Below are 23,911 nucleotides of genomic sequence, written 5' to 3'. Positions count from 1 at the left end.
ATGATAACAATACAACCAGGCTGAACTTTTTTTGGTGGATCTTAAGGAAGATACCCTGTATAAGAAACTGGTTGTGACAGTATGGAAGAACCATTTAGTGTACTGCTAGTACGTATACAAAAATTTTTGTAACAAATCTCCTGTCATATGTATTGTTAATCTTTTTTTGAGGTGATTTCTCCTATGGAAGCAATGATTGAACGGTGTGCTGGCCTAGATGTACACCAAGAAACAGTAGTGGCCTGTGTATTATTTGGTCCATTAGATCAAAAGCCAAAGACCTCTATTGAAACATTTTCAACTACAACAACAGGACTCTTGGCTTTAAGTGATTGGCTCGCTACCCTTCAGGTATCCGATGTTGTGATGGAAAGTACCGGAGTCTACTGGAAACCAATATGGAATATACTCGAAGGTTCTTTTCACCTTGTTCTTGCCAATGCAAGACATGTCAAAAATGTTCCAGGACGTAAAACTGATGTGAAAGATGCCGAATGGCTTGCCAAGCTTCTAAGATGTGGACTTATTGAAAGCAATTTTGTACCACCGGAGGATATTCGTGATTTACGAGATCTTACTCGTTATCGAAAAAAATTGATTCATCATCGCACATCAGAACAGAATCGCATTCACAAAATTCTTCAAGATGCTAATATCAAGCTAACATCCGTATTATCAGACATTTTTGGTGTATCGGGACGCCGTATCCTTGAAGCGATTCTAAACGGTGAAAAAATAGAGACCGATGGTCTTCGAAAAATGGTGGATTGGCGAACAAAGGCAAGTATTACTAACATTGCCAGTGCAATTAATGGTCGTATTCGCCGTCATCATCGTGATATGTTGCGTTACCATTGGGAGCATATGAGTTATTTAGAAAAAGCCATAGAAGAATTGGAAAAACAAATCGATCAACTCCTGTCCCCCTATCGTAAGGAAGTAGGATTATTGGATGGAATACCTGGTGTGAACAAAGCTGCCGCAGCTACTTTTATTGCAGAGATGGGCGTTGATATGTCCGTATTTAAGTCAGCTAAACATCTTGCCTCTTGGGCTGGTGTGAGTCCTGGAAATTACGAAAGTGCTGGTAAAAAAAAACGAGTAAAACCACACAAGGTAACAAAGCTTTGAAAACGATGGCTGTAGAGTGTGTACTAGCGACATCAAGGCAAAATAATCGAATTGCTTCACATCGAAAAAGGATTACCAAAAGGCAGGGAAAAATGAAGGGACGAATCGCTTCTGCTCATTTACTACTAACGATTGCTTACAACATCTTAAAAACAGGGGAACCCTATCAAGAACTAGGCTCAAATTACCTTGAAGAAAAACAAAATAACAAAGAATTAAAAATGATCGAATACCTAAAAAAGAAAGGCTATACAATCGATCCATCTGAACAACAAACTGCATAACCAGTTAAATTAACGGCATAGTACATTTACGTCCTTCAAAAAAATTAGAATATGGTGGGCTTATTTAAGTATGGCCTTTCACTAAAGTGTTTTCATACAAAAAAAGAGGGGTAAGACACCCGTTCAGTTAGCCGACCTAATGAGGATTGAATGGTTTATCCCGAATACAATTTTATCAAGGGATTATTGCCGTGATTTTAAAACAAGACCGAGTAATCCACGTGTATTTTTACTGTTTTAGCTGAAACTCACCAGATGGAAGGAAATTGCGACACACCTGCCGAATAACTGGCTAGCCGAGACCCCACAGACGCTTGGCGGACAGTCGGCGGAAAGGGAGCGGATTCCTGAAATCGACTATAATTTTCACCATAAAAAAAGTAGACAAACTCGCTTTTCTTCGAATTTGTCTTCAGTCGGGAAAGGGGGACAAGCTCCCCCTTTTTTTGTTTTGAAACAAGTAAGAACTTTTAGAGGTTATTCGCTTTAAAAGTATTGCCTTCATTCATATCACCGGATTTAAATCCTTTATTGAACCACCGTTTTCTCTGTTCGGATGTACCGTGCGTGAAGCTGTCTGGAACCACGTACCCCTGTGCCTTTTTTTGGATACGGTCATCTCCCACACCACTTGCTGCATTCAAGGCTTCCTCAAGATCGCCTTCTTCAAGCAAATTCTCTCCTTGGACATGATGTGCCCAAACTCCAGCCAAATAATCGGCCTGTAATTCAAGACGGACAGAATGCTTATTATATTCAGTCTCGCTGACCTTTGACCGATCTGGCATTTCCTTTTCCGTTGTCCCTAAAAGTGTCTGAACATGATGTCCGACCTCGTGGGCAATGACATAGGCCATGGCGAAATCCCCGGGTGCCTGGAATTCTTGCTTCAACTCTTGATAAAAGCTGAGATCAATATATAGTTTCATGTCACCAGGACAATAAAATGGCCCTACCGAAGAAGCCGCCATCCCGCATGCAGATTCGACACTATCTGAATACAGGACAAGGGTAGGTTCCCTATATTCCAGTCCATTTTTACGGAATTCTTCTGTCCAGACCTGCTCCGTTTCTGCAAGGACGACAGATACGAACTGCGCAAGCTCCTTCTCTTCATCCGTTTCGACATAAGAGCTGCCATTGTTCGATTCAGTAGAATTCAAACTTCCCAGCAATTCGCTTGGATTACCGCCAAGGAGCGTCACGATCAAGACAATTACCAATCCGACCCCTCCGCCGATTCCGGCCATGCTTTTTCCGCTCATCCCTCTTTTGTCCTCGACGTTCGAGCTGCCCTGTCTACCTTTCCATTTCATTATTATTCCCCCCAGGAATGTAAGATAAGTACCTGAAGACAAAGCCTTAGGCCATTTACTTTCTTATACCCGGATTTCCCTGAATTTAGACAGAAGCTTGAAAGAAGCATTTCAGAACATAACTAAAAAACCATTGCCTCCTCTCTAGGATGAATGCAATGGTTAAGATGTCATATCATTTATTTCTTCTCCAAAAAAGTACCTTCCATGTCCCTAAATCATTGATCCAATCATAAAAGTCATTTTTCACGCATAAGTTTTCATGATAAAAATAATAGCATTTCACCCACTGCTTCATAGAATATATGGACATATGCACAGGAGGGGTTAACAGCGTGAAAATTCATATAGTCCAAAAAGGCGATACACTTTGGAAACTCGCCAAAAAATACGGCGTCAGTTTTGAAGAACTTAAAAAAGTTAACACGCAATTGAGCAACCCGGACATGATGATGCCCGGAATGAAAATTAAAATTCCAGGGACATCCGGAGCTGTAATAAAAGAAACAGGTAAACCAAACGTGAATATTCAGCCGGGAATGAAAGAATCCCAAATTCTACCGTATCAGGCTCAGCCAGCACCAATGAAAGAGCAGCAAATTATGCAAAAACCGGCAGTAAAAGAACAACCGAAATTTCAACAACCGGTAAAAGAACAGCCAAAATTTCAACAACCGGTAAAAGAACAGCCAAAATTTCAACAGCCCGTAAAAGAGCAACCGAAATTTCAACAGCCTGTAAAAGAGCAACCAATCGTTGAAAAACCAAAAAAAGAGCAGCAAATCATTCAGCCAAAGCCTATCATTAAAGAAAAGGAAAAAGTCGTTCCAAAAGAAATGCCGGTGCCGATGCCGGTAATTCCAGAAATCGATGTCAATAATTATTATATGGTCAACATGACCAATATGAGTGTGCAAAAGCCTCCTGCACCACCGCCTTTGCCAAAGAAAAAAGAAGAGCCAGCAGTCACTAAAAAGAAGAAGAAAAAGCCAGCTGTACAGTCAGCTCAGGATGAGCCGGTGGATGATTGTATTCCAGTAACGCCAATCTTGCCTGGAAGCGGCTATTGCATTCAACCGCCACCGTGGGCGCAGATGCACATGCAAGGCATGCAAGCCCCATACCAAGGCGTTCAAGGGTATCAGGCGGCTCCGGAAATGCATGGTTATCAAATGATGGAAGAGAGCTCTGATATTTGGGGAGAATCTCCTGACATGCCAATGATGGATCAAGGATTTGTCCAAGGGGCGAGCATGAATGCACCAAGCCAGCAATATTATCCATATCAAGCCTCCGCACCGGTTCCGCACCATTATTATGGAGGGATGAATCAACAACCCCAAGCAGGTTCATATATGCAACAAGATTATGAGTCATCAGGCGAATCACCTTCCTATAATCAAAACTTCCCTCAGTTTTCACAGACTGCCGGTGAGGAAGAGGAAGATTGCGGCTGTAATAAGGGGCTGCTTGGAACTTATGGACCGGAAGTGAAGGGACAGTATCAAGGGAACCAAGGGATGGATGCCAATGCACATCACCATCCGGATTATCACCAATATCAATCCGTTCAATCACAGCAACAGGCCCCATCCCCTGGGATGTCACCTAAAGAATCTCAGATGGGAATGGATATGCAATATCCATTTGATGATGAGTCAGTAGAATCGGAAGCATTCATGATGATGGACGGCCAAAACGGAGGTCAGCCACCAGGCATGATGATGGGCGGCCAAAACGGAGGTCAGCCACCAGGCATGATGATGGGCGGCCAAAACGGAGGTCAGCCACCAGGCATGATGATGGGCGGTCAAAACGGAGGTCAGCCACCAGGCATGATGATGGGCGGTCAAAACGGAGGCCAGCCACCAGGCATGATGATGGGTGGCCAAAACGGAGGTCAGCCACCAGGCATGATGATGGGCGGCCAAAACGGAGGTCAGCCACCAGGCATGATGATGGGCGGCCAAAACGGAGGTCAGCCACCAGGCATGATGATGGGCGGCCAAAACGGAGGTCAGCCACCAGGCATGATGATGGGTGGCCAAAACGGAGGTCAGCCACCAGGCATGATGATGGGTGGCCAAAACGGAGGTCAGCCACCAGGCATGATGATGGGCGGCCAAAACGGAGGTCAGCCACCAGGCATGATGATGGGCGGTCAAAACGGAGGTCAGCCACCAGGCATGATGATGGGCGGTCAAAACGGGAGTCAGCCACCAGGCATGATGATGGGCGGTCAAAACGGAGGTCAGCCACCAGGCATGATGATGGGCGGCCAAAACGGAGGTCAGCCACCAGGCATGATGATGGGCGGTCAAAACGGAGGTCAGCCACCAGGCATGATGATGGGCGGCCAAAACGGAGGCCAGCCCGGCATAAAGGAGATGCAAATAGGAGGTCCTCCAGGCATGATGGGTGGCCAAAACGGAGATCAGCCAGAGATGATGGGCGGTCAAAACGGAGGCCAGCCCGGCATGATGATGGGGGGCCAAAACGGAGGCCAGCCAGGGATGATGGGCGGCCAAAACGGAGGCCAGCCGTGGATGATGGGCGGCCAAAATGGAGGCCAGCCGTGGATGATGGGCGGTCAAAACGGAGGCCAGCCGTGGATGATGGGCGGCCAAAACGGAGGCCAACCTGGGATGATGGGCGGTCAAAACGGAGGCCAGCCCGGCATGATGATGGGTGGTCAAAACGGAGGTCAACCAGGAATGATGCCTGGACAATTTGGTGGTCAGCCGGACATGATGCGCGGACAGCTTGGGGGGCAGCCTGAAGCTATGTTACCTGGACAAATGGGAGGCCAGCCAGGCCAATTCGGGGGCGTTCGTGCACCTGAAACATTTGGGATACCGACATATGTAGATGAAAGCGATGACTACTAATCATCAAGGAGACAGTGTTTTTAACACTCGTCTCCTCTCTTATTTAAATCGTAAGCCAAAGAATGTCCACCATATTCAAAGCAGTGTCTATTTAATAACTTTTGAAAAAGGTCATTCAATAATCCTTAAAGGATTTGACAGTTTTGAAAAATGGGATCGGCAAAGGGAACTGACTTCTTTATTAAAACAAAAGGGATTTCATCAAACGTATTATATTCATCAGAATTTAATGCCCTTTCAATTTAAAGGGAAATGGTATGGCAGTATGGACTATTTTCCGCCGAACAAGAAAAAATTCAGGTTTTCCAATGATAAGGACCGCTTAGAAGGCATTCAGTTACTGGAAAGCTTCCATGATGTGTCGGAAAATCTCTCCATTAACGCGCCTGTGTTCAATCAATCAAAAAAGTGGAAAGAACGCTTATCACTATTTAAAAAGAACTTTTCTTATGTTCGCCAATATGTTTCCGAAGATATTATCAAGGAATGGATTAGATGGGGGGAATGGTCGCTAGAGGGGTTTGATAAATATCAGTCTTTATGGGATAAGGAAAAGAAAGTCATCATTCATGGTGATTGCGCCCACCATAATTTCTTGCGGAGAGCGGACGGCACTTTGACTTTAATCGATTTTGACTTAATGGCAAATGCCCCAAGGTGCATTGATTATTTACAGTATGCAAATCGAATTTCGCAACATCTGGAAGATGCGGCCAACGAGCTGTGGGAAGTGCCGCAATTGCAAAGGTATCAGTCAGACCTGGCCTTTTTATATGCTTTAACTTACCCTACCGATATCTTCCGTGAATGGAATCGTCTTAATAAAAGTTCTTCCCAGCTTCATTCGGTCTGGAAAATGACCGTGGAAGGTTTTTCGGAGCGGATGGAGATGAATGAAAAATTGGCGAAAAGGATTTCTTCCCTTAATAGGAATTAAAACGGGTTTTTGGCCGTATCTTACAGAGTACATTTCCCTTTCGACACCCATGCTAATTATGAGCGGAATATAGCTCATTCTATTGCAATGGGAGGGTTATTGGTGCAGAAAATAAAATGGGCACAGCCGCTTTGTACGGTATTGGCCGCCGTCAGTTTGGTTGGATGTGCTAATAATGATACAGCGGAAAATGAAAATATCACGAATGATACAGGGTACCATGAAAAAGATGCATTGGTACGAAACATCAATTATGAGAATATGGTGCAAGGTTTATACAATAAAGATGATGCGTACAGTAAGAGTGACCGTAACTACCATGGACATGAAAGTAAGCCGCTAAAGGCAAAATCATCTTATTATAATTCTTATGAAGGCTCTTTAGCCGACAGAGTAAATGGTGTCGCCAATAAAGTGGAGCAGGTTAGCGATGCCAGGACAATCATCATGCAAGATGAAATGCTGGTAGCCTTGCTGCTTGATGACTACAGCCAAGCAAAAGATGTCAAACAAAGAATCAAGAAGGAGATCGGACCGCTTACCAATGGCCGTACCCTATATGTAACCACGGATGAAGGTGTCTATTTCAGGACGATGACACTTGATAACAATCTTCGGGATGGCGATACGAGGGAAATGATCATTTTGGATGCCAATGACATGTTCGATAACCTTAACATCCACGAAAATCACTTAAAATAATTTGTGGGCTGACCCGACTTGGAGTCAGCTTTTTTTGATTTTTTTCTGGTTAATAATCCTTATTTGGGTCAAACTACATAAAAAGTAAACGCCTTAAGAGGTGAGTATATTGTTTAATCAACTTAGAATCCAATTTTTCATGGCACTTTTCATATTGCCATTTTGCTTAACCGTTTTTGCGGAAGAAACCGTTCAAAAGGAAAATGATCCAATTGAAAGGAAGGTCATTCTTCAGCGTATGTATTTGGATGGCGAGTTAAGTGAAGAGAAATTGACAGAAACAATTTGGTCGATGGAGGACTTTTGGGCAAAATATGAAGGATGGCAAGTAGTCGATCAAAATGAAGAGCAGATTGTCATGAAGAAAATTGAGAATGACATATCTCCGCTGTTAAAAGCGAATGGTTACCTTGGGATGAGGGAAGATGGTACATTATCCATTTTTATCGGCAGGCCTGAGCACGCCAAGATCATTCATACATTCTACCAAATAGACGTTGGTAAACTTGAAGCATACAAGCAGGAGGAACTGCAAAAAGGGATTCCGATCATGAATAAAGACCAATATAAACAGCTCATTAAAGAATATGAGCCATATTCGGTAAACTAGGGTGGGATGATGTCCCACCCTTCAAGCTGTAGACTAACTCGATAATGATGGAGTTGTCTACAGTTTTTTTTGTGTTTACCATTACCGTTGATTTCCACTGCAGGCATGCTTTCCGCGTACGGTCCACCCTTGGTGCTTTTGCGCCTGTCGGGTCTCCCTTGGACGCTGGTCTTGCACACCTGTTTCAATCAACTTTGTTTTAAGCATTACTTTGCCGATTATGAAATAACTTTTAATGAACAACACCCCCTTTTTATGATAAAATGAGAGGTACAGCAAAATCAGGGAGAGAATTAATTTGTATGATTATATAAAAGGCAAGGTCGATTATATTGGACCTGAATACATAGTTGTGGAAAATGGGGGGATCGGATATCAAGTCATGACGCCGAATCCTTTTATTTTTTCCGCTCAATACCAGAAAGAAATCCAAGTTTTTTTGTATCATTATGTTCGTGAGGATCTGGCGGCATTATACGGATTTCAGACTCGTCAAGAAAAGGCGTTATTCACAAAATTATTGAATGTAACCGGAATCGGGCCGAAGGGTGCTCTAGCCATATTGGCATCAGGCCAGGTTGACCAGGTGGTACAGGCGATCGAAAATGAAGATGAATCATTTTTGGTGAAATTCCCGGGAGTCGGAAAGAAAACGGCACGGCAAATGATTCTCGACTTAAAAGGGAAACTGGAGAACATTATTCCGGATGCGTTTCCAAGCTTGTTTAACGAAGGCGTCACGGCTGCGATCAGTCCAAATGGTTATACGGAGGAATTGGATGAAGCCATTCTTGCATTGAAGGCTCTTGGTTATTCTGAAAAGGAAGTTCAAAAGGTTGCCAAGAAATTGCAGGCTGAAGATATGACGACCGAGCAATATATTAAGAAAGCATTGCAAATGATGTTAAGATAAGGAGTGGCGCAATGGAGGAGAGAATATTCAATCAGGAAGCCGATTTGAACGAACTGTCCTTTGAACAAAGCCTGCGGCCGCAAAACTTAAAGCAATATATCGGACAGGATAAAGTGAAAGCGAATTTGAGTGTATACATCGAGGCGGCAAGGATGCGTGAAGAAACGCTCGATCATGTACTTTTATATGGACCGCCTGGTCTTGGCAAGACGACGCTTGCCGTCATCATCGCCAATGAAATGGGTGTAAATATCCGCACGACTTCCGGTCCCGCCATTGAGCGGCCGGGAGATCTGGCGGCCATTTTGAGTGCACTTGAACCAGGTGATGTATTGTTCATTGATGAGATTCACCGTCTTCCCCGTGTCGTCGAGGAAGTGCTTTATCCGGCTATGGAGGACTTTTGTCTGGATATAGTAGTCGGTAAGGGACCGGAAGCCCGTTCGATCAGGATCGACTTGCCGCCGTTCACCCTCGTAGGGGCCACGACACGGGCAGGCTCACTGTCTGCACCGCTCAGGGACCGTTTTGGTGTTTTGAGCCGTCTTGAATATTATACGGAAAACCATTTGACTGATATCATCATCCGTACAGCAAGAATCATGGATACGGAAATGGATGGTCAAGCAGCGGCAGAGCTTGCAAGAAGGTCAAGGGGCACCCCGAGAATTGCCAATCGGCTTTTACGGAGGGTCAGGGATTTCGCCCAGGTACGCGGTGATGGGACGATAACGGCCGAGCTTGCCGATTATGCGCTTGAATTAATGCAGGTCGACCGTTTAGGACTCGATCATATTGACCATAAATTACTTAAAGGGATCATTGAAAAATTCCGTGGCGGGCCCGTGGGCCTGGAAACGATTGCGGCAACGATTGGCGAAGAGGCACATACGATCGAAGATGTGTATGAACCATATCTGTTGCAAGTCGGTTTTCTTCAGCGTACCCCTAGAGGCCGGATGGCAACACAGCTTGTTTATGAGCATTTCGGAATGGAGATGCCTGAATGATGAATATACCAAAGATGGTCATGATTCTGGGAGTGGTTATATTCGTGATTGGTTTTGCGATGAAATACATTCATCTCGGCAGGCTGCCGGGAGATATTTTTCTGAAAAAGGGGAATACGACTTTTTACTTTCCTATCGTTACATCAATCATCGTCAGTGTTGTGTTGTCCGCGATTTTTTATTTGATCGGCCGTTTTAAATAATGATTACAGCTTGATAGACATGTAAGGAAGTGGAACAGATGAAATTGGATATGTTTGATTTTCATTTACCGGAGGAACTGATTGCCCAAGTTCCTTTGGAGGATAGGGAAGCAAGTAGATTGATGGTACTGGACAAAGAAACCGGTAAGCTCCAGCATGATGTATTCAGCCATATCACGGAATATATCAAACCGGGAGATTGTCTGGTGTTGAATGATACAAAGGTGCTTCCGGCCCGACTATACGGCAGTAAAGAAGGGACGGGTGCAAAAATCGAGGTATTGCTGCTTAAGCAAGAGCATGATGATGTCTGGGAAACGCTTGTGAAGCCGGCCAAGCGGATTAAGGAAGGCTCGACGATCGTTTTCGGCGATGGTAAGCTGAGTGCCGTCTGTACAGGTGTACTCGAGCATGGCGGCCGAATCCTTGAATTTAAATATGAAGGCATATTTTATGAAATACTGGAGAAGCTGGGCGAAATGCCGTTACCTCCATACATCAAGGAACAACTCGACGATCAGGACCGCTATCAAACCGTTTATGCGCGGGAACGGGGATCTGCAGCGGCACCTACCGCTGGCCTGCATTTTACGGAGGATTTGCTTGAGAAACTTAAAGGGATGGGTGTCCACATCGCCTTCATCACGCTGCATGTCGGGCTTGGTACATTCCGTCCGGTAAGTGTCGACGATATTGACAGCCATGAAATGCATTCGGAATTTTATCAAATGACGGAAGGCACTGCCAGATTACTGAATGACGTGAAGGAAAAAGGCGGGAAAATCATTACGGTCGGCACTACGTCCACAAGGACATTGGAAACGATTGCGTCCCGTAATGACGGGGTTTTCAAGGAAGAGAATGGCTGGACGAGCATCTTCATCTATCCTGGTTATGAGTTCAAAGGGATCCATGCGATGATAACGAACTTCCATTTGCCTAAATCGACTTTAATCATGCTTATTTCTGCACTTGCAGGCAGGGAGCATGTCCTTCATGCCTATGAAACGGCTGTGGAAGAAAAATACAGGTTCTTTAGTTTTGGAGATGCAATGTTAATTAAGTAATATTAGAGTGAGAAGCTCTTGAAGGGAGTTATTGCGTTGACTGCAATACGATATGAGTTAATCAAAACATGTAAACAGACAGGGGCACGGCTAGGCCGGGTCCATACGCCGCATGGTTCTTTTGAAACGCCGGCATTTATGCCGGTTGGAACGATGGCTACTGTCAAAACGATGTCCCCGGAAGATTTGAAACAAATGGGGGCAGGCATCATCCTGAGCAATACGTACCACCTATGGCTGCGTCCGGGGCATGAAATCATCAAGGAAGCTGGCGGATTGCATAAGTTCATGAACTGGGATCGGGCGATTTTGACCGACTCAGGCGGCTTTCAAGTCTTCAGTTTAAGCGAGTTCCGCAAAATTGAAGAAGAGGGTGTGCATTTCAGGAACCATCTGAATGGCGATAAATTATTTTTATCCCCTGAAAAAGCGATGGAAATACAAAACGCGCTTGGCTCCGATATCATGATGGCATTTGATGAATGTCCGCCATTTCCGGCGACTGAAGAGTATATGAAGAAGTCGGTTGAACGGACATCGCGCTGGGCGGAACGCTGCTTGAATGCGCATGAGCGTCCAAATGACCAAGGGTTGTTCGGAATCGTTCAAGGCGGGGAGTTTGAAAATCTTCGCAAACAAAGTGCAAAAGACCTTGTCTCCCTTGACTTCCCGGGTTATGCTATTGGAGGACTATCCGTAGGGGAACCGAAGGACATCATGAACCGCGTCCTTGAGTTTACTACTCCGCTGCTGCCATCTGACAAACCGCGCTATCTTATGGGGGTCGGTTCACCGGACTCATTGATCGATGGTGCACTCCGCGGTGTTGATATGTTTGACTGTGTACTGCCGACGCGAATCGCGCGTAATGGTACACTCATGACGAGCAATGGGCGGCTGGTTGTGAAAAATGCGAAGTATGCACGCGATTTCGGTCCAATCGATGAAAATTGCGATTGCCATGTTTGCAAGAATTATAGCCGGGCATATATCCGCCACTTGATTAAATGTGAAGAAACCTTTGGAATTCGCCTAACGACTTACCATAATCTTCATTTTCTGTTAAACTTGATGGAACAGGTCAGACAAGCTATTCGAGAAGATCGTCTTGGAGACTTTAGGGAAGAGTTTTTTGAGCAGTATGGTTTCAATGAACCAAATGCGAGAAACTTCTAATTCCATAAATATTTTAATGAACGAAAGGAGTGAATATACTTAAATGGGTTCTTTAACACAAATACTTCCGTTGATTTTAATGTTCGTATTGTTCTATTTCTTATTGATCCGTCCGCAGCAAAAACGCCAAAAGGCTACGCAAAACATGCAAAGCAGTTTGAAAAAAGGTGATAAAGTTGCTACTATCGGCGGCATGCACGGAACAATCGATGCAATCGATGAACTGCAAATCGTCATTAAATCACCAGACGGTACAAAACTGACTTTTGACCGTGCAGCAATCCGTGAAATTACGGAAAGCGCACCGAATAAAGAAACATCCCTATAAAACAAACGAAAACCGGGCCATGCGCCCGGTTTTTTGCTGTCTTTTTTTAATCGGAGCGTGAGTCGGAACTCATGTTGACCCCAAGAACGCCACCCATCATGGCCGTAATCACGAAACAGCCATAGTATATCCATTGCTTGATGGTGAAAAGGGCATCGTGACCTAAATATTGAAAAAGGAACACGACCAACAGATAAAGCAGCCCAGTGCTTCCGCCCAGGAATAGTCCTTGCTTTTTCCCTTTGCCTCCTGATATGAATCCACCAATGAACAGCGATAAAAAGGACACGATCATGACCACGTATGTCAGGGATGATTCCGTCAATGAAGTAAAGCGAAGAAGGATGGAAACGATTAAACTAGCAATCATCGCTATGGCAAAGATGGAGCCTACGCCATAAATTACGGCGACACTCATTTTTTTAGTTTCGATGGGTATTCCTCCTTTTTAAAAGGCTGATACGTATAGCCTGTTTATGTGTTTGTACAAGCATATTCCCGATATCGAACCTTTAGACCAGGTTTAAGAAGCTTCACGTAAAATTAGAAAAGATTTATGGAGTAATTTTTCATTTCCCAAGCCATGCTATGGATGAAGGAAGTGTTGTTGAATTGGATATCTATCTAGGGATTATTTTTCGAACGACGGTAATCTATCTGGTTATCTGGTTCCTTTTTCGAATGATGGGTAAGCGGGAAGTTGGGGAACTGAGCGTTCTCGATTTAGTGGTATCCATCATGATAGGGGACATTGCTGTGCTATCCTTTGAAGATTTGGAAAAACCGTTTATCCGACAGACTATCCCGATGTTTGTTCTCGCGTTCCTCCAAATCACATTGGCATTTGCCTCATTGAAAAGTGTCAAATTACGCAATTTCATGGACGGTAAGCCACAGATCATCATTAATCAGGGGAAAATAGATGAAAAAGCGATGCGCAAACAACGATATAATTTTGATGACTTATTGACGCAACTTCGTGAACAAGGAATTATTGATATAAACGAAGTGCAATTTGCCATCCTTGAAACTTCAGGAAAGCTCTCGGTGATTAAAAAAAGCGACAAAGAAGGGTCGGAAAGTCAGGTACCATTCCCGCTGATTGTCGATGGGGAGATACAGGAAAAAAATCTTGATAAAATTGGGAAAAACCATTTTTGGCTTCTGGATCAGTTAAAAGAACATGGAGAAACGAAGGTTAAAGAGATTTCGATTTGCGGGTACATAGATGGCCAGATTTACATCGATAAAAATGAAACGAAGAAATGAACCGAAGCCTTTGAGTGCTTCGGTTCATTTTATTTCCAAGCTAATTTTGACAAGAAGCCGCCCACTACAGGAATCCTGATCAGATCGGCCTTTTTTATGCTGCCGGTCATGAGCAGGAAAAATGTGAACAGCAGGATAACGACGGTTACGGAAAGCAAAAGCCGTATGCCGATAGGCTGTGAGGAGAGCGGGAATTGATAAAGATAATAACCGCCCCATCCTGAAATTAAAGCAAGGACCAGAGCTGACATATAGCTTCGGAAATGAAGCGTGAAAGGGACGACCTTCAGCACGGTTGAAAAATGCAGGAAAGTAACGAGCATCGTACCGACAGCTATCCCGATTGCGGCTCCCATGATCCCGAAACTTTCCTTTGAAGCCAGCAGCCAGATCACACCGATTTTAAGAATGTTCCCAGCCAGGCTGTTGAACATTGCGGCCTTTGCAAGGTCCAGTGCTTGCAGCATGGATTGCAGCGGATATTGAAAATAATAAAGGATGAAAAAAGGTGCCAGGAATTTAATGAAAACAGCAGCATGCGAAGATCCATACATGACTTGTAAGATCGGTTCGGCAAAGATGAACAGAATGACGATAGCTAAACAGCCTGTGATAAAGGTGATTTTCAGGGCTTGTTGAAGCCTGTGTTCAACGAGTAAAAAGTTTCCGGTCGTACGGGCTTCGCTCACTGCCGGGACAAGTGCCGTCGCCAATGATGATGTAACGAAGGAAGGAAGCATGAGTAAAGGCAGAGCGTATCCAGTCAACTCCCCGTATTGACTGGTGGCTGCGGCCGCGGTGACCCCGGCAAGTGCCAAACTCTGGGCGACCACTATCGGTTCGAAAAACCACGATATCGATCCAATCATCCTGCTTCCGGTGGTAGGAAGGGCGATCCCCATCAATTCGGTGAACGTTCCTTTTCCGGATTTGACATTCTTGAAGAAACCCTTCCTGAACTTAAAATGTTTCTTTATTTTAAAGCTGGTCAATAAGTAAATGAGAGAGACGAGCTCACCGATAATCGATGCAAGCATTGCCCCGGCTGCCGCATATTCGATTCCATATGGCAAAAAGGCCTTGGTCAGGACGGCAATGAAAGTGATTCGGGCCACCTGTTCGATAACTTGTGAGAAAGCGAAGGGCTTCATATTTTGCTTGCCTTGGAAATAACCGCGCAGTACGGATGAAATGGCGATGATCGGTACGATTGGGGCAATAGCCATGAGCGGCCATAACGTCCGTTCGTCCGTGAATAGGTATTCTGATAGAACCGGCGCGAAAAGCAGCATCGCAGGAGTGAAAATCATCGATAGAGTAAAGGTGCAGGCCAAAGAGACGACAAGGATTTTCTTGATTTTCCGTTCATCACCTCTGGCATTGGCCTCAGCCACGTATTTAGAAATGGCGATAGGCAGGCCTAACTGGGTTATGTTCACGACGAGAAAGAGTGTCGGTAAAGCCATCATATATAAACCAACGCCTTCTTCGCCGATGAAGCGGGCGATGACAATACGGTTAATGAAACCAAGAACTCTTGTAATCAGGCTTGCGATTAATAAAATCAGCGTCCCTTTTAAAAATTTGGACATTGAACTCCCTCCCTGCCTTCTCAAAAAAGCGGTTATGCTATACAATTATCTATATGCTTGTACTTGAACAAAGCATGACAAAAGTGTTTGTTTGCGTTCTAACAAATGATAAGAAACCCTTCTAAGAAAATGCGCATTCATTTGAGAATCATTTTACTGGAGGCAAAATGATGGCAAAAAAGAATCATCCCTATCAAAGGTATTATCTAAAGGTGCGTCCATTTTTAAAGAGTAAGCGTGAGGAATTCCAAATGGTCGGATTGAATGCCGTAACAGAGGAAGACATATGGGGAACCTTAACCAAAAATAAATGGAAGCGCCCGCAGGAAAACATTCATCTTCATGAACTTGTCGCAGATATCGTGACATTTTCGAGCAACCAGTTCATGACCTTCCAAATGGTCGAAGCTTATAAATCACCGAACCTATTCGAGCCGCTTTCTGAAGAGGAACTGAAGGAGCTTTTGAAAGAATAACGCAAAGATATACTTAAATTGACAGCTGTTTGTATATGACTCATAATAGATATGGTTATGCTTTTTTTGGAAAAAGTATGGAAAGCTGTGTCTTTTTTCTCAAAAAGCAAAGGGTATGCAGTGATCATATAAACAAAAAATGACGGTTTTATTAACTTCAGGAACAGGCGTATTATAGAAAGGGGCCTACTACATAATGGTAAAAAGAAGCAGGATCGTTGCGTTTTTTCTAATCGCACTTTTGATTTTCGCAGCGATGGGTACGACTTCAAAAGGAATCCTAAAGGATATCAAGCTGGGTCTTGATCTTCAAGGCGGGTTTGAAGTGTTATATGAAGTAAAACCGCTGTCAGGGGAAAAGATCACCCCGGAAGTTTTACGGGCTACAGTAAGCTCACTTGAACGGCGTGTCAATGTGTTGGGGGTTAGCGAGCCTAACATACAAATAGAGGGGAAAGACCGGATCCGCGTTCAATTGGCTGGGGTCAAAGACCAAAACAACGCTCGTGAAATCCTTTCTACACAAGCTAAATTATCCTTCCGTGATTACAACGATAAGGAAATGATGACCGGTGCCGACCTGAAAGAAGGCGGCGCGAAACAAACGTTCCAAGATAATAAACCGGTTGTCGAAGTCACATTGAAAGATGTGGATAAATTTAAGGACATCACTCAAAAAATATCTTCGATGGAAAGTCCGACCAATGTACTTGCAATCTGGCTGGATTTCGAGGAAGGAAAAGATTCCATTAAGGATACGGCTTCACAAGACAATATGATTTCAGCTCCAGCAGTCAGTGAAGTTTTCAATACGAAGAAGGTGTATATCACCGGTCAATTTACGTTAGAAGAAGCGAAAGAGCTTGCAGCCCTTCTGAATGCAGGTGCCCTGCCTGTTGATTTGAAAGAAAAATACTCCACTTCAGTAGGTGCCCAATTCGGTGCAGGTGCACTGAATGATACTATTTTTGCGGGAATCATCGGAATTGCACTTGTTTTCATCTTCATGCTTGTGTATTACCGCTTCCCGGGATTCATTGCAGTCGTCACTTTAAGCATCTACATTTTCTTGACGCTATTAGTGTTTGATTGGATGAATGCGGTGCTCACGCTGCCAGGTATTGCGGCATTGGTTCTCGGGGTCGGGATGGCTGTCGATGCCAATATCATTACTTATGAGCGAATCAGGGATGAATTGAAACTAGGCAGATCGGTCAAGGCAGCATATAAAGAAGGTACCAAGAATTCACTTGCTACAATCACGGATGCCAACTTAACGACCCTGCTGGCTGCGGCCGTCCTGTTCTATTATGGAACTAGCTCGGTTAAAGGGTTTGCCACCACTTTGATCATTTCGATCCTAATGAGCTTCATCACAGCCGTTTATGGTACACGCCTCTTCATGAGCCTGTGGGTGAATAGCGGGTTCCTGGACAAACGTACAGGATGGTTTGGCGTGAAGAAGAAAAATATTCACGATTTATCCGAGAAAATGGATTTAATGTCATTGCCAACCCGCTTTGATAAAATTGATTTCGTGAAACATCGGAAAGTTTTTTACGGCATTTCAATCGGTGTCACCATTATCGGAATCATCTTCCTGCTCGTCTTCAGATTGAATCTTGGGATTGATTTCACGAGCGGCACCCGAATCGAGATTGCATCCAAAGACGTCTTGACGACTCAGCAAGTCAAAACCGAAATGGAAAAGGTCGGTATCGACGAAGATGATATCAAGGATGTCAGGCTCGCTGGACAAGACAATAAAAATGCTGTCGTTCGGACAGTCGGTGTCCTTGATAAGCAAGAGATTGCTGAATTGAAGGACCATTTCAAGAAGGATTACGGAGCAGAACCGAATGTCAGCACCGTATCACCGACAGTAGGAAAAGAGCTTGCGAAAAATGCCATGTTTGCGTTAGCGATTGCCTCAATCGGAATCATATTGTATGTATCGATACGATTTGAATGGCGAATGGCTGTACCTGCCGTGGTTGCGCTTGTACATGATGCATTCTTCATCATCACGATTTTCAGCTTGCTCCGGCTCGAAGTGGATATCACCTTCATTGCTGCGGTTCTGACGATCGTCGGTTATTCGATCAATGATACGATCGTAACCTTTGACCGCATTCGTGAAAACCTGCGCTTCAGCCGTAAAATCAAAACCGTCGAAGAACTTGAGAACATTGTGAACATCAGTATCAGGCAAACGCTGACTAGATCCATTAACACGGTTCTGACCGTTCTCATTACGGTCATCGCGTTGATGATCTTCGGCAGTGAAGCTATTCGTAACTTCTCCATTGCCCTGTTTATCGGTTTAATATGCGGCGTGTATTCATCGCTATTGATCGCTTCCCAATTCTGGCTTGATTTGAAAATCAGGGAATTGAAGAAGAAAGGTCCGCTGAATACCGCTAAAGAAAAGAAACAAAGTCTTGAAGGACAAGTTTAATAGGTGAAAGGGGGCTGGCGTGTTGCCAGCCTTCTTTTTGTTGAACTAGCTTATTGAATAGGGAATTACAGCCAATTATGAGTTTAAAATAAAATTGAAACTGGTATATTCGTTTTGTATAATGAGTAGGTTGAGGGGTGAATAAATGTTAAAACCAAAAACCCGGTGGAACTTGCGAACTGCCGATGAAAACAAAGTTGCTGTACTAGCTGAAGAGCTTCATATCACACCTTTGGTTGCAGCCCTGCTTGTGAATCGAGGCCTTGATACGATTGAAAGTGCCCGATCGTTTTTATTTGTAAAAAATCAAACTTTTCATGACCCATTTTTATTGAAGGATATGGATAAAGCAGTATATAGAATAAAGGAAGCCATTCAAAATGGAGAAAAAATACGTATATTCGGTGATTATGATGCGGATGGCGTGACATCGACCACAGTGATGATGACGGCGCTGACGAGATTGGGGGCCGATGTTGATTTTTATATCCCTAATCGGTTTACAGAAGGATATGGTCCGAATCCGATGGCATTCCGCCTTGCCGCCGAGCAAGGTGTGAAGGTATTAATAACCGTCGATACCGGAATCTCCGCAGTCGCTGAAGCGAAACTTGCCGCCGAGCTAGGCATGGATTATATTTTGACTGACCACCATGAACCGGGACCGCAATTGCCTGAGGCATTGGCGATCATCCATCCTAAACTGGAGGACAGTTCCTATCCATTTAAAGAACTTGCCGGAGTAGGAGTCGCATTTAAGCTTGCACACGCCTTGCTTGGGGAATTGCCTGATGATTTGCTAGAAATAGCGGCAATCGGGACGATAGCGGATTTAGTGCCTTTACAAGGGGAAAACCGCGTCATTGCTGCGAAAGGCATCGAGCAGTTACGATTGACTCGCCGCCCGGGACTTGTTGCGTTAATGAAAGTGGCGAATGTTCAGCAGGAAGCATTGAATGAAGAATCGATCGGATTTGCAATGGCACCGAGGATCAATGCTGTCGGGCGCCTTGGAGATGCCGATCCCGCTGTTGATTTATTGATGTCCGCAAATCTGGAAGAAGCAATGGAACTTGCTAATGAAATCAACGATATCAATAAAGAGCGGCAGGAAATGGTTGCAGCAATGGCTGAGGAAGCGATTGCTGAAGTCGAGGAAAACTTCCCGCCGGAGTCCAATGGCGTGCTCATCATCGGCAGGGAAGGCTGGAATGCCGGAGTTGTGGGGATTGTGGCCTCTAAACTTGTTGAACGCTTTTACCGGCCGACGATTGTATTGAGCTATGATCGGGATAAGGGATTAGCTAAAGGTTCTGCTCGGAGCATCGTTGGTTTCGATCTTTTTCAAAGTCTTTCCCAATGTCGTGAAATGCTGCCTCATTTCGGTGGACATCCCATGGCAGCTGGAATGACGTTGAAAATAGAAGATGTTCAGGAGCTTAGGGACCGCATGAACTTGATTGCTAAGGAAGAACTGAACGAAGAGGACTTCACACCGATTACAAACTTGGACGGTGCTACGACTTTAGCTGAAGTTTCCGTTCAAACGATTCAGGAAATGAGCTTGCTTGCACCATTTGGTGTTACGAATCCCAAGCCGAAGATTTTGATAGATTCCGTACAACTTTCAAGTGTCCGCAAAATTGGTGCCAACCAAAATCACTTGAAGGTTCAGCTGGAAGATGGTGAAAAACACAAACTTGACGGTGTGGGCTTCGGTCTCGGTCATTTTGTCGATGAAATAGCTCCGCATGCTGAAGTTTCGGTGATTGGAGAGCTCTCCATCAATGAGTGGAATAATATGAAAAAGCCCCAGATCTTTGTCCAGGATGTCTCGGTGGACCATTGGCAGTTATTCGATTACCGCGGCAAGGGACAGGCAGAGAAGTGGCTTGCCGACATTCCTGCACAAAACCGGAAAATCGTCATTTTCTCGGAAGATATTTATAGCAGATATCCATTTTTGCAAAACCATCCAGATCTCGTTCATATCGAGAATGAACTGGATGCTGAGCAGCTCGACTGCTTCGAAGGGCATTTGGTACTCATGGACATGCCGCCGTCCAGGGAATATTTGAAACGGGCGGTTGCCAAAAAGAACCCTTCCCGTATCTACGCTCACCTTTCCCATGAACAGGACCATTTCTTAAGTACGATGCCGACAAGGGATCATTTTAAATGGTTTTATGCCTTCCTTGCCAAGAAGGGTCCGCTTGATGTGAAAAGATATGGTGATGACCTGGCCAAATATCGCGGCTGGTCAAGAGATACAGTGGATTTCATTTCTAAGGTGTTTTTTGAGCTTGATTTTGTTACAATAGAAAATGGGTTAATTATGCTCACAACCAATGCGAAAAAACGCGATCTCAGTGAATCTGAATCGTATACAAGAAAGAAAGAGCAATTTGAGCTTGAACAAGAGCTTGTTTATTCTTCCTATCAGCAATTATTCGATTGGTTCAATCATTATTTAGTTCATGAGGCAACAGACCTTGAGGAGGAAATAAAGCAATGGATTTAAAGCAATATGTAACAATTGTGCAAGACTGGCCAAAACCGGGTATCGTCTTCAAAGATATTACAACATTAATGGATAACGGCGCAGCTTATAAATACGCAACAGACCAAATCGTCGAGTATGCCCGCGATAAAAATATCGACTTGGTGGTCGGGCCGGAAGCACGCGGATTCATTATCGGATGTCCAGTCGCATACTCATTGGAAGTGGGCTTTGCACCAGTGAGAAAAGAAGGAAAACTTCCACGTGAAACGATAAAAGTCGAATATGGTTTGGAATACGGCAAGGATGTATTGACAATCCATAAAGATGCCATTAAACCTGGACAGCGTGTCCTGATTACGGACGACTTGCTTGCTACCGGGGGAACAATCGAAGCGACGATCAAATTGGTTGAACAGCTTGGCGGAATTGTAGCCGGGATTGCCTTCCTTATTGAATTGACTGACTTGGATGGAAAAGATAAATTAGACGGCTATGATGTCTTGACATTAATGAGCTTTTAATAAAGGAGAGCACTCTGACCAGGGTGCTCTCTTTCTGTTTTCCCCATTTTAGCTGGATTTTGTCGAATTTCCAGTGAAAAAATGCACGATTCTTAATAAAATACACGTTTAACTCTTTACATCCTTGCCTTTTTTTTCGATAATAGTAATAATAAAGAGTTTTTCTGCTAATAAGTTTATTTGCACTTTTATCCGTTTAAGCGGATTTATTTTTTTTCGCAAAAATTGTCACGTTTTGCAGAATAAAGGGAGTGCTACCAATCATACTCAATCCGGATCATATCCGGTGGCAGTTAAAGTGGGGTTAAGGTGATTAAATGGCTAATGATCAAATATTGACTGCCGAGCAGGTTGTAGAACGGGCCAGCTTATATCTTCAGCCGGAAGAAGCTGAATTTATTCATAGAGCGTTTAAGTATGCAGAGTATGCTCACCGAGAACAATTCCGTAAATCGGGAGAGCCGTATATTATTCATCCGATTCAAGTGGCGGGCATTCTGGCTGATCTTGAAATGGACCCTGCAACCATTGCGGCAGGTTTTTTACATGATGTTGTTGAAGACACGGAGATCACTTTGAAGGATATTGAAGAAAATTTCAGTCCTGAAGTCGCCATGCTTGTGGATGGCGTGACCAAGTTAGGGAAAATCAAATACAAATCACAGCAGGAGCAACAGGCGGAAAACCATCGGAAAATGTTCGTGGCGATGGCCCAGGATATACGGGTCATCTTGATCAAGCTTGCGGACAGACTGCATAATATGCGGACATTGAAGCATCTGCCGCAGGAAAAGCAGAGAAGGATATCGAATGAGACGTTGGAAATCTTCGCACCGCTTGCCCATCGTCTTGGTATCAGCACGATTAAATGGGAACTGGAAGATACTGCACTAAGGTATTTGAATCCTCAGCAGTATTACCGAATCGTCAACCTGATGAAGAAAAAGCGTGCAGAACGTGAAAACTATCTGGAAGAAGTCATAGATGAAGTGCGTAAAAACGTTGAGGAAGTCAACATTAAGGCTGACCTATCCGGAAGGCCGAAACATATATACAGCATTTATCGCAAAATGGCTTTGCAGAATAAACAGTTCAGCGAAATTTATGATTTGCTTGCCGTTCGGATCGTCGTCAATAGCATAAAAGATTGCTATGCCGTTTTAGGGATCATCCATACATGCTGGAAGCCGATGCCTGGCCGATTCAAAGACTATATCGCGATGCCGAAGCCGAATATGTATCAATCGCTCCATACGACGGTGATCGGACCGAAAGGCGATCCGCTGGAAGTGCAGATCCGTACTTCCGATATGCATCGCATTGCCGAGTTCGGGGTTGCTGCGCACTGGGCTTATAAAGAGGGAAAAGATGTCGGTGAACAGCCTTCACTGGAAGAAAAATTGACATGGTTCCGGGAAATTCTTGAATTCCAGGATGATGCGACTAATGCCGAGGAATTCATGGAATCCCTTAAAATAGATCTTTTTTCTGATATGGTATTCATTTTCACTCCAAAAGGCGATGTCATCGAACTGCCATCAGGATCCAACCCGATTGATTTCGCTTACCGGATTCATTCGGAAATCGGAAACAAAACGATTGGTGCCAAAGTGAACGGGAAAATGGTACCGCTGGATTATAAACTGAAAACTGGCGATATCATAGAAATCTTAACATCGAAGCATTCATATGGTCCAAGTCAGGATTGGCTTAAACTAACGCAAACATCTCAAGCGAAAAATAAGATCCGCCAATTTTTCAAGAAGCAGCGCCGGGAAGAAAATATCGAAAAAGGCAAAGAGCTTGTTGAAAAGGAAATCAAGGATATGGAGTTCGACCTGAAGGAAATCCTTGCTGCCGAGAATATCAGGCGTGTTGCGGATAAATTCAACTTCCTGAATGAAGAGGATATGTATGCAGCAGTCGGATATAACGGAATAACAGCCCTTCAGGTAGCTAACCGCCTTACCGAAAAATGGCGTAAGCAGAAAATGGTCGAGCAGGAAGCGGATATTTCTGAAGCGGTAGCCGATCTGAAAACCTTCTCCAATACATCTAAAAAACGTGACTCGGGCGTACAGGTACCAGGGATTGATAACCTGCTTATCCGCTTATCACGCTGTTGCAACCCAGTACCAGGGGATGAAATCGTTGGTTATATAACCAAAGGCCGTGGAGTTTCAGTTCATAGGCAAGATTGCCCGAACCTGGATAGCGGGGATGCCGATCATCGCCTTGTACCGGTTGAATGGGAAAGTACGATTAACGAACGCAAGGAATACATCGTGGAAATTGAAATCAGCGGCTATGACCGTCGCGGCTTATTGAATGAAGTCCTTCAAGCCGTCAATGAAACCAAGACCAACATTTCTGCGGTCTCGGGTAAATCCGACAGGAATAAGGTGGCGACCATTCACATGTCGATTTATATTCATAACATTGCCCATTTGCAAAAGGTTGTCGACCGTATTAAACAAATTTCAGATGTTTATTCCGTTAGAAGGATCATGAACTAAGGAGTTTTTAT

At 44.2% G+C, this 23,911-nt stretch carries 22 protein-coding genes; 18 read left to right on the top strand and 4 right to left on the bottom strand.

Annotated features, from left to right (window positions below):
- Nucleotides 1-183 precede the first annotated feature (183 nt).
- Both MHB45_RS15810 and MHB45_RS15805 read left to right on the top strand, forming a co-directional pair.
- Complete coding sequence (locus tag MHB45_RS15810) at nt 184-1,131, top strand: IS110 family transposase (RefSeq protein WP_340908005.1); 948 nt, start codon at nt 184-186, stop codon at nt 1,129-1,131.
- Nucleotides 1,132-1,223: 92 nt separating this feature from the next.
- Nucleotides 1,224-1,415: a hypothetical protein gene (locus tag MHB45_RS15805; protein WP_199777166.1), complete on the top strand. Its 192-nt coding sequence runs from the start codon at nt 1,224-1,226 to the stop codon at nt 1,413-1,415.
- A gap of 470 nt (nt 1,416-1,885) precedes the next feature.
- On the opposite strand, the gene ypfJ is transcribed toward MHB45_RS15805, so the two are convergent.
- Complete coding sequence (ypfJ, locus tag MHB45_RS15800; protein WP_072273323.1) at nt 1,886-2,731, bottom strand: KPN_02809 family neutral zinc metallopeptidase; 846 nt, start codon at nt 2,729-2,731, stop codon at nt 1,886-1,888.
- Between the two features lie 335 nt (nt 2,732-3,066).
- Here ypfJ and safA point away from each other — a divergent pair, with 335 nt between their 5' ends.
- The 4 genes from safA (at nt 3,067) to MHB45_RS15780 (ending at nt 7,868) form a co-directional block, all read left to right on the top strand.
- Complete coding sequence (safA, locus tag MHB45_RS15795) at nt 3,067-5,619, top strand: SafA/ExsA family spore coat assembly protein (RefSeq protein ID WP_340908004.1); 2,553 nt, start codon at nt 3,067-3,069, stop codon at nt 5,617-5,619.
- Nucleotides 5,609-6,556 (top strand): phosphotransferase, encoded by a 948-nt coding sequence (locus MHB45_RS15790; protein WP_072273321.1) that lies wholly within the window; start codon nt 5,609-5,611, stop codon nt 6,554-6,556. Before safA ends, MHB45_RS15790 begins: the two co-directional genes overlap by 11 nt.
- A gap of 102 nt (nt 6,557-6,658) precedes the next feature.
- Nucleotides 6,659-7,258 carry a YhcN/YlaJ family sporulation lipoprotein gene (locus MHB45_RS15785; protein WP_161922306.1) on the top strand — a complete coding sequence of 200 codons (600 nt, stop codon included), beginning with the start codon at nt 6,659-6,661 and terminating at the stop codon, nt 7,256-7,258.
- Between the two features lie 100 nt (nt 7,259-7,358).
- A complete protein-coding gene (locus MHB45_RS15780) occupies nt 7,359-7,868 on the top strand; it encodes a BofC C-terminal domain-containing protein (protein WP_373689759.1) in 510 nt (169 codons plus the stop codon).
- Between the two features lie 81 nt (nt 7,869-7,949).
- Here the strand turns inward: MHB45_RS15780 and MHB45_RS15775 are convergent, their stop codons facing one another.
- Nucleotides 7,950-8,111, bottom strand: a complete 162-nt coding sequence (locus MHB45_RS15775; protein ID WP_176702869.1) for a hypothetical protein — start codon at nt 8,109-8,111, stop codon at nt 7,950-7,952.
- 55 nt (nt 8,112-8,166) lie between these two features.
- Here MHB45_RS15775 and ruvA point away from each other — a divergent pair, with 55 nt between their 5' ends.
- Genes ruvA through yajC form a run of 6 tightly spaced genes read left to right on the top strand, consistent with a single transcriptional unit; the run spans nt 8,167 to nt 12,565 of the window.
- Nucleotides 8,167-8,781, top strand: coding sequence for a Holliday junction branch migration protein RuvA (gene ruvA / locus MHB45_RS15770; protein WP_048683713.1), 615 nt, complete (start codon nt 8,167-8,169; stop codon nt 8,779-8,781).
- An 11-nt stretch (nt 8,782-8,792) separates the two neighbouring features.
- Nucleotides 8,793-9,791 carry a Holliday junction branch migration DNA helicase RuvB gene (gene ruvB, locus MHB45_RS15765; RefSeq protein WP_048683716.1) on the top strand — a complete coding sequence of 333 codons (999 nt, stop codon included), beginning with the start codon at nt 8,793-8,795 and terminating at the stop codon, nt 9,789-9,791.
- Complete coding sequence (locus tag MHB45_RS15760; protein ID WP_048683720.1) at nt 9,788-9,994, top strand: DUF2905 domain-containing protein; 207 nt, start codon at nt 9,788-9,790, stop codon at nt 9,992-9,994. The genes ruvB and MHB45_RS15760 overlap by 4 nt, the downstream gene beginning before the upstream one ends.
- Before the next feature lie 38 nt (nt 9,995-10,032).
- Nucleotides 10,033-11,061 carry a tRNA preQ1(34) S-adenosylmethionine ribosyltransferase-isomerase QueA gene (queA, locus tag MHB45_RS15755; RefSeq protein ID WP_340908003.1) on the top strand — a complete coding sequence of 343 codons (1,029 nt, stop codon included), beginning with the start codon at nt 10,033-10,035 and terminating at the stop codon, nt 11,059-11,061.
- A gap of 36 nt (nt 11,062-11,097) precedes the next feature.
- Nucleotides 11,098-12,237 (top strand): tRNA guanosine(34) transglycosylase Tgt, encoded by a 1,140-nt coding sequence (gene tgt, locus MHB45_RS15750; protein WP_034308807.1) that lies wholly within the window; start codon nt 11,098-11,100, stop codon nt 12,235-12,237.
- A 43-nt stretch (nt 12,238-12,280) separates the two neighbouring features.
- Nucleotides 12,281-12,565, top strand: a complete 285-nt coding sequence (gene yajC, locus MHB45_RS15745) for a preprotein translocase subunit YajC (protein WP_048683727.1) — start codon at nt 12,281-12,283, stop codon at nt 12,563-12,565.
- Between the two features lie 46 nt (nt 12,566-12,611).
- On the opposite strand, the gene MHB45_RS15740 is transcribed toward yajC, so the two are convergent.
- Complete coding sequence (locus tag MHB45_RS15740) at nt 12,612-12,983, bottom strand: TIGR04086 family membrane protein (RefSeq protein ID WP_096337820.1); 372 nt, start codon at nt 12,981-12,983, stop codon at nt 12,612-12,614.
- 194 nt (nt 12,984-13,177) lie between these two features.
- On the opposite strand from MHB45_RS15740, the gene MHB45_RS15735 reads away from it, so the two are divergent.
- Nucleotides 13,178-13,834, top strand: a complete 657-nt coding sequence (locus MHB45_RS15735; protein ID WP_048683772.1) for a DUF421 domain-containing protein — start codon at nt 13,178-13,180, stop codon at nt 13,832-13,834.
- A gap of 29 nt (nt 13,835-13,863) precedes the next feature.
- Here the strand turns inward: MHB45_RS15735 and spoVB are convergent, their stop codons facing one another.
- Entirely contained in the window at nt 13,864-15,426 is a 1,563-nt protein-coding gene (gene spoVB / locus MHB45_RS15730; protein WP_048683730.1) for a stage V sporulation protein B, read from the bottom strand.
- Between the two features lie 170 nt (nt 15,427-15,596).
- Between spoVB and MHB45_RS15725 the strand changes: the two genes are divergently transcribed.
- The 5 genes from MHB45_RS15725 (at nt 15,597) to MHB45_RS15705 (ending at nt 23,900) form a co-directional block, all read left to right on the top strand.
- Nucleotides 15,597-15,902 carry a post-transcriptional regulator gene (locus MHB45_RS15725; protein ID WP_034308797.1) on the top strand — a complete coding sequence of 102 codons (306 nt, stop codon included), beginning with the start codon at nt 15,597-15,599 and terminating at the stop codon, nt 15,900-15,902.
- Nucleotides 15,903-16,098: 196 nt separating this feature from the next.
- A complete protein-coding gene (secDF, locus tag MHB45_RS15720; protein WP_048683737.1) occupies nt 16,099-18,360 on the top strand; it encodes a protein translocase subunit SecDF in 2,262 nt (753 codons plus the stop codon).
- A gap of 145 nt (nt 18,361-18,505) precedes the next feature.
- Nucleotides 18,506-20,881: a single-stranded-DNA-specific exonuclease RecJ gene (gene recJ / locus MHB45_RS15715; protein WP_072273318.1), complete on the top strand. Its 2,376-nt coding sequence runs from the start codon at nt 18,506-18,508 to the stop codon at nt 20,879-20,881.
- Nucleotides 20,872-21,384, top strand: a complete 513-nt coding sequence (locus MHB45_RS15710) for an adenine phosphoribosyltransferase (protein WP_034308789.1) — start codon at nt 20,872-20,874, stop codon at nt 21,382-21,384. Before recJ ends, MHB45_RS15710 begins: the two co-directional genes overlap by 10 nt.
- A 317-nt stretch (nt 21,385-21,701) precedes the next feature.
- Nucleotides 21,702-23,900 carry a RelA/SpoT family protein gene (locus MHB45_RS15705; protein ID WP_034308787.1) on the top strand — a complete coding sequence of 733 codons (2,199 nt, stop codon included), beginning with the start codon at nt 21,702-21,704 and terminating at the stop codon, nt 23,898-23,900.
- The last annotated feature ends 11 nt before the right edge of the window (nt 23,901-23,911 follow it).

Source organism: Peribacillus sp. FSL K6-5616 (assembly GCF_038008245.1).
Taxonomy (GTDB): Bacteria; Bacillota; Bacilli; order Bacillales; family DSM-1321; genus Peribacillus; species Peribacillus frigoritolerans.
The sequence above is the reverse complement of the archived record's forward strand: the minus strand, read 5'-3'. Positions and strand labels throughout refer to the sequence as shown.

Coding starts and splice junctions, on each gene's coding strand:
- MHB45_RS15760 (WP_048683720.1), top strand. CDS start 9,788: ATGATGAATATACCAAAGATGGTCATGATTCTGGGAGTGGTTATATTC.
- yajC (WP_048683727.1), top strand. CDS start 12,281: ATGGGTTCTTTAACACAAATACTTCCGTTGATTTTAATGTTCGTATTG.
- MHB45_RS15710 (WP_034308789.1), top strand. CDS start 20,872: ATGGATTTAAAGCAATATGTAACAATTGTGCAAGACTGGCCAAAACCG.
- MHB45_RS15810 (WP_340908005.1), top strand. CDS start 184: ATGGAAGCAATGATTGAACGGTGTGCTGGCCTAGATGTACACCAAGAA.
- MHB45_RS15740 (WP_096337820.1), bottom strand. CDS start 12,983: ATGAGTGTCGCCGTAATTTATGGCGTAGGCTCCATCTTTGCCATAGCG.
- spoVB (WP_048683730.1), bottom strand. CDS start 15,426: ATGTCCAAATTTTTAAAAGGGACGCTGATTTTATTAATCGCAAGCCTG.
- MHB45_RS15705 (WP_034308787.1), top strand. CDS start 21,702: ATGGCTAATGATCAAATATTGACTGCCGAGCAGGTTGTAGAACGGGCC.
- ruvB (WP_048683716.1), top strand. CDS start 8,793: ATGGAGGAGAGAATATTCAATCAGGAAGCCGATTTGAACGAACTGTCC.
- MHB45_RS15725 (WP_034308797.1), top strand. CDS start 15,597: ATGGCAAAAAAGAATCATCCCTATCAAAGGTATTATCTAAAGGTGCGT.
- ypfJ (WP_072273323.1), bottom strand. CDS start 2,731: ATGAAATGGAAAGGTAGACAGGGCAGCTCGAACGTCGAGGACAAAAGA.
- secDF (WP_048683737.1), top strand. CDS start 16,099: ATGGTAAAAAGAAGCAGGATCGTTGCGTTTTTTCTAATCGCACTTTTG.
- MHB45_RS15790 (WP_072273321.1), top strand. CDS start 5,609: ATGACTACTAATCATCAAGGAGACAGTGTTTTTAACACTCGTCTCCTC.
- recJ (WP_072273318.1), top strand. CDS start 18,506: ATGTTAAAACCAAAAACCCGGTGGAACTTGCGAACTGCCGATGAAAAC.
- queA (WP_340908003.1), top strand. CDS start 10,033: ATGAAATTGGATATGTTTGATTTTCATTTACCGGAGGAACTGATTGCC.
- MHB45_RS15805 (WP_199777166.1), top strand. CDS start 1,224: ATGAAGGGACGAATCGCTTCTGCTCATTTACTACTAACGATTGCTTAC.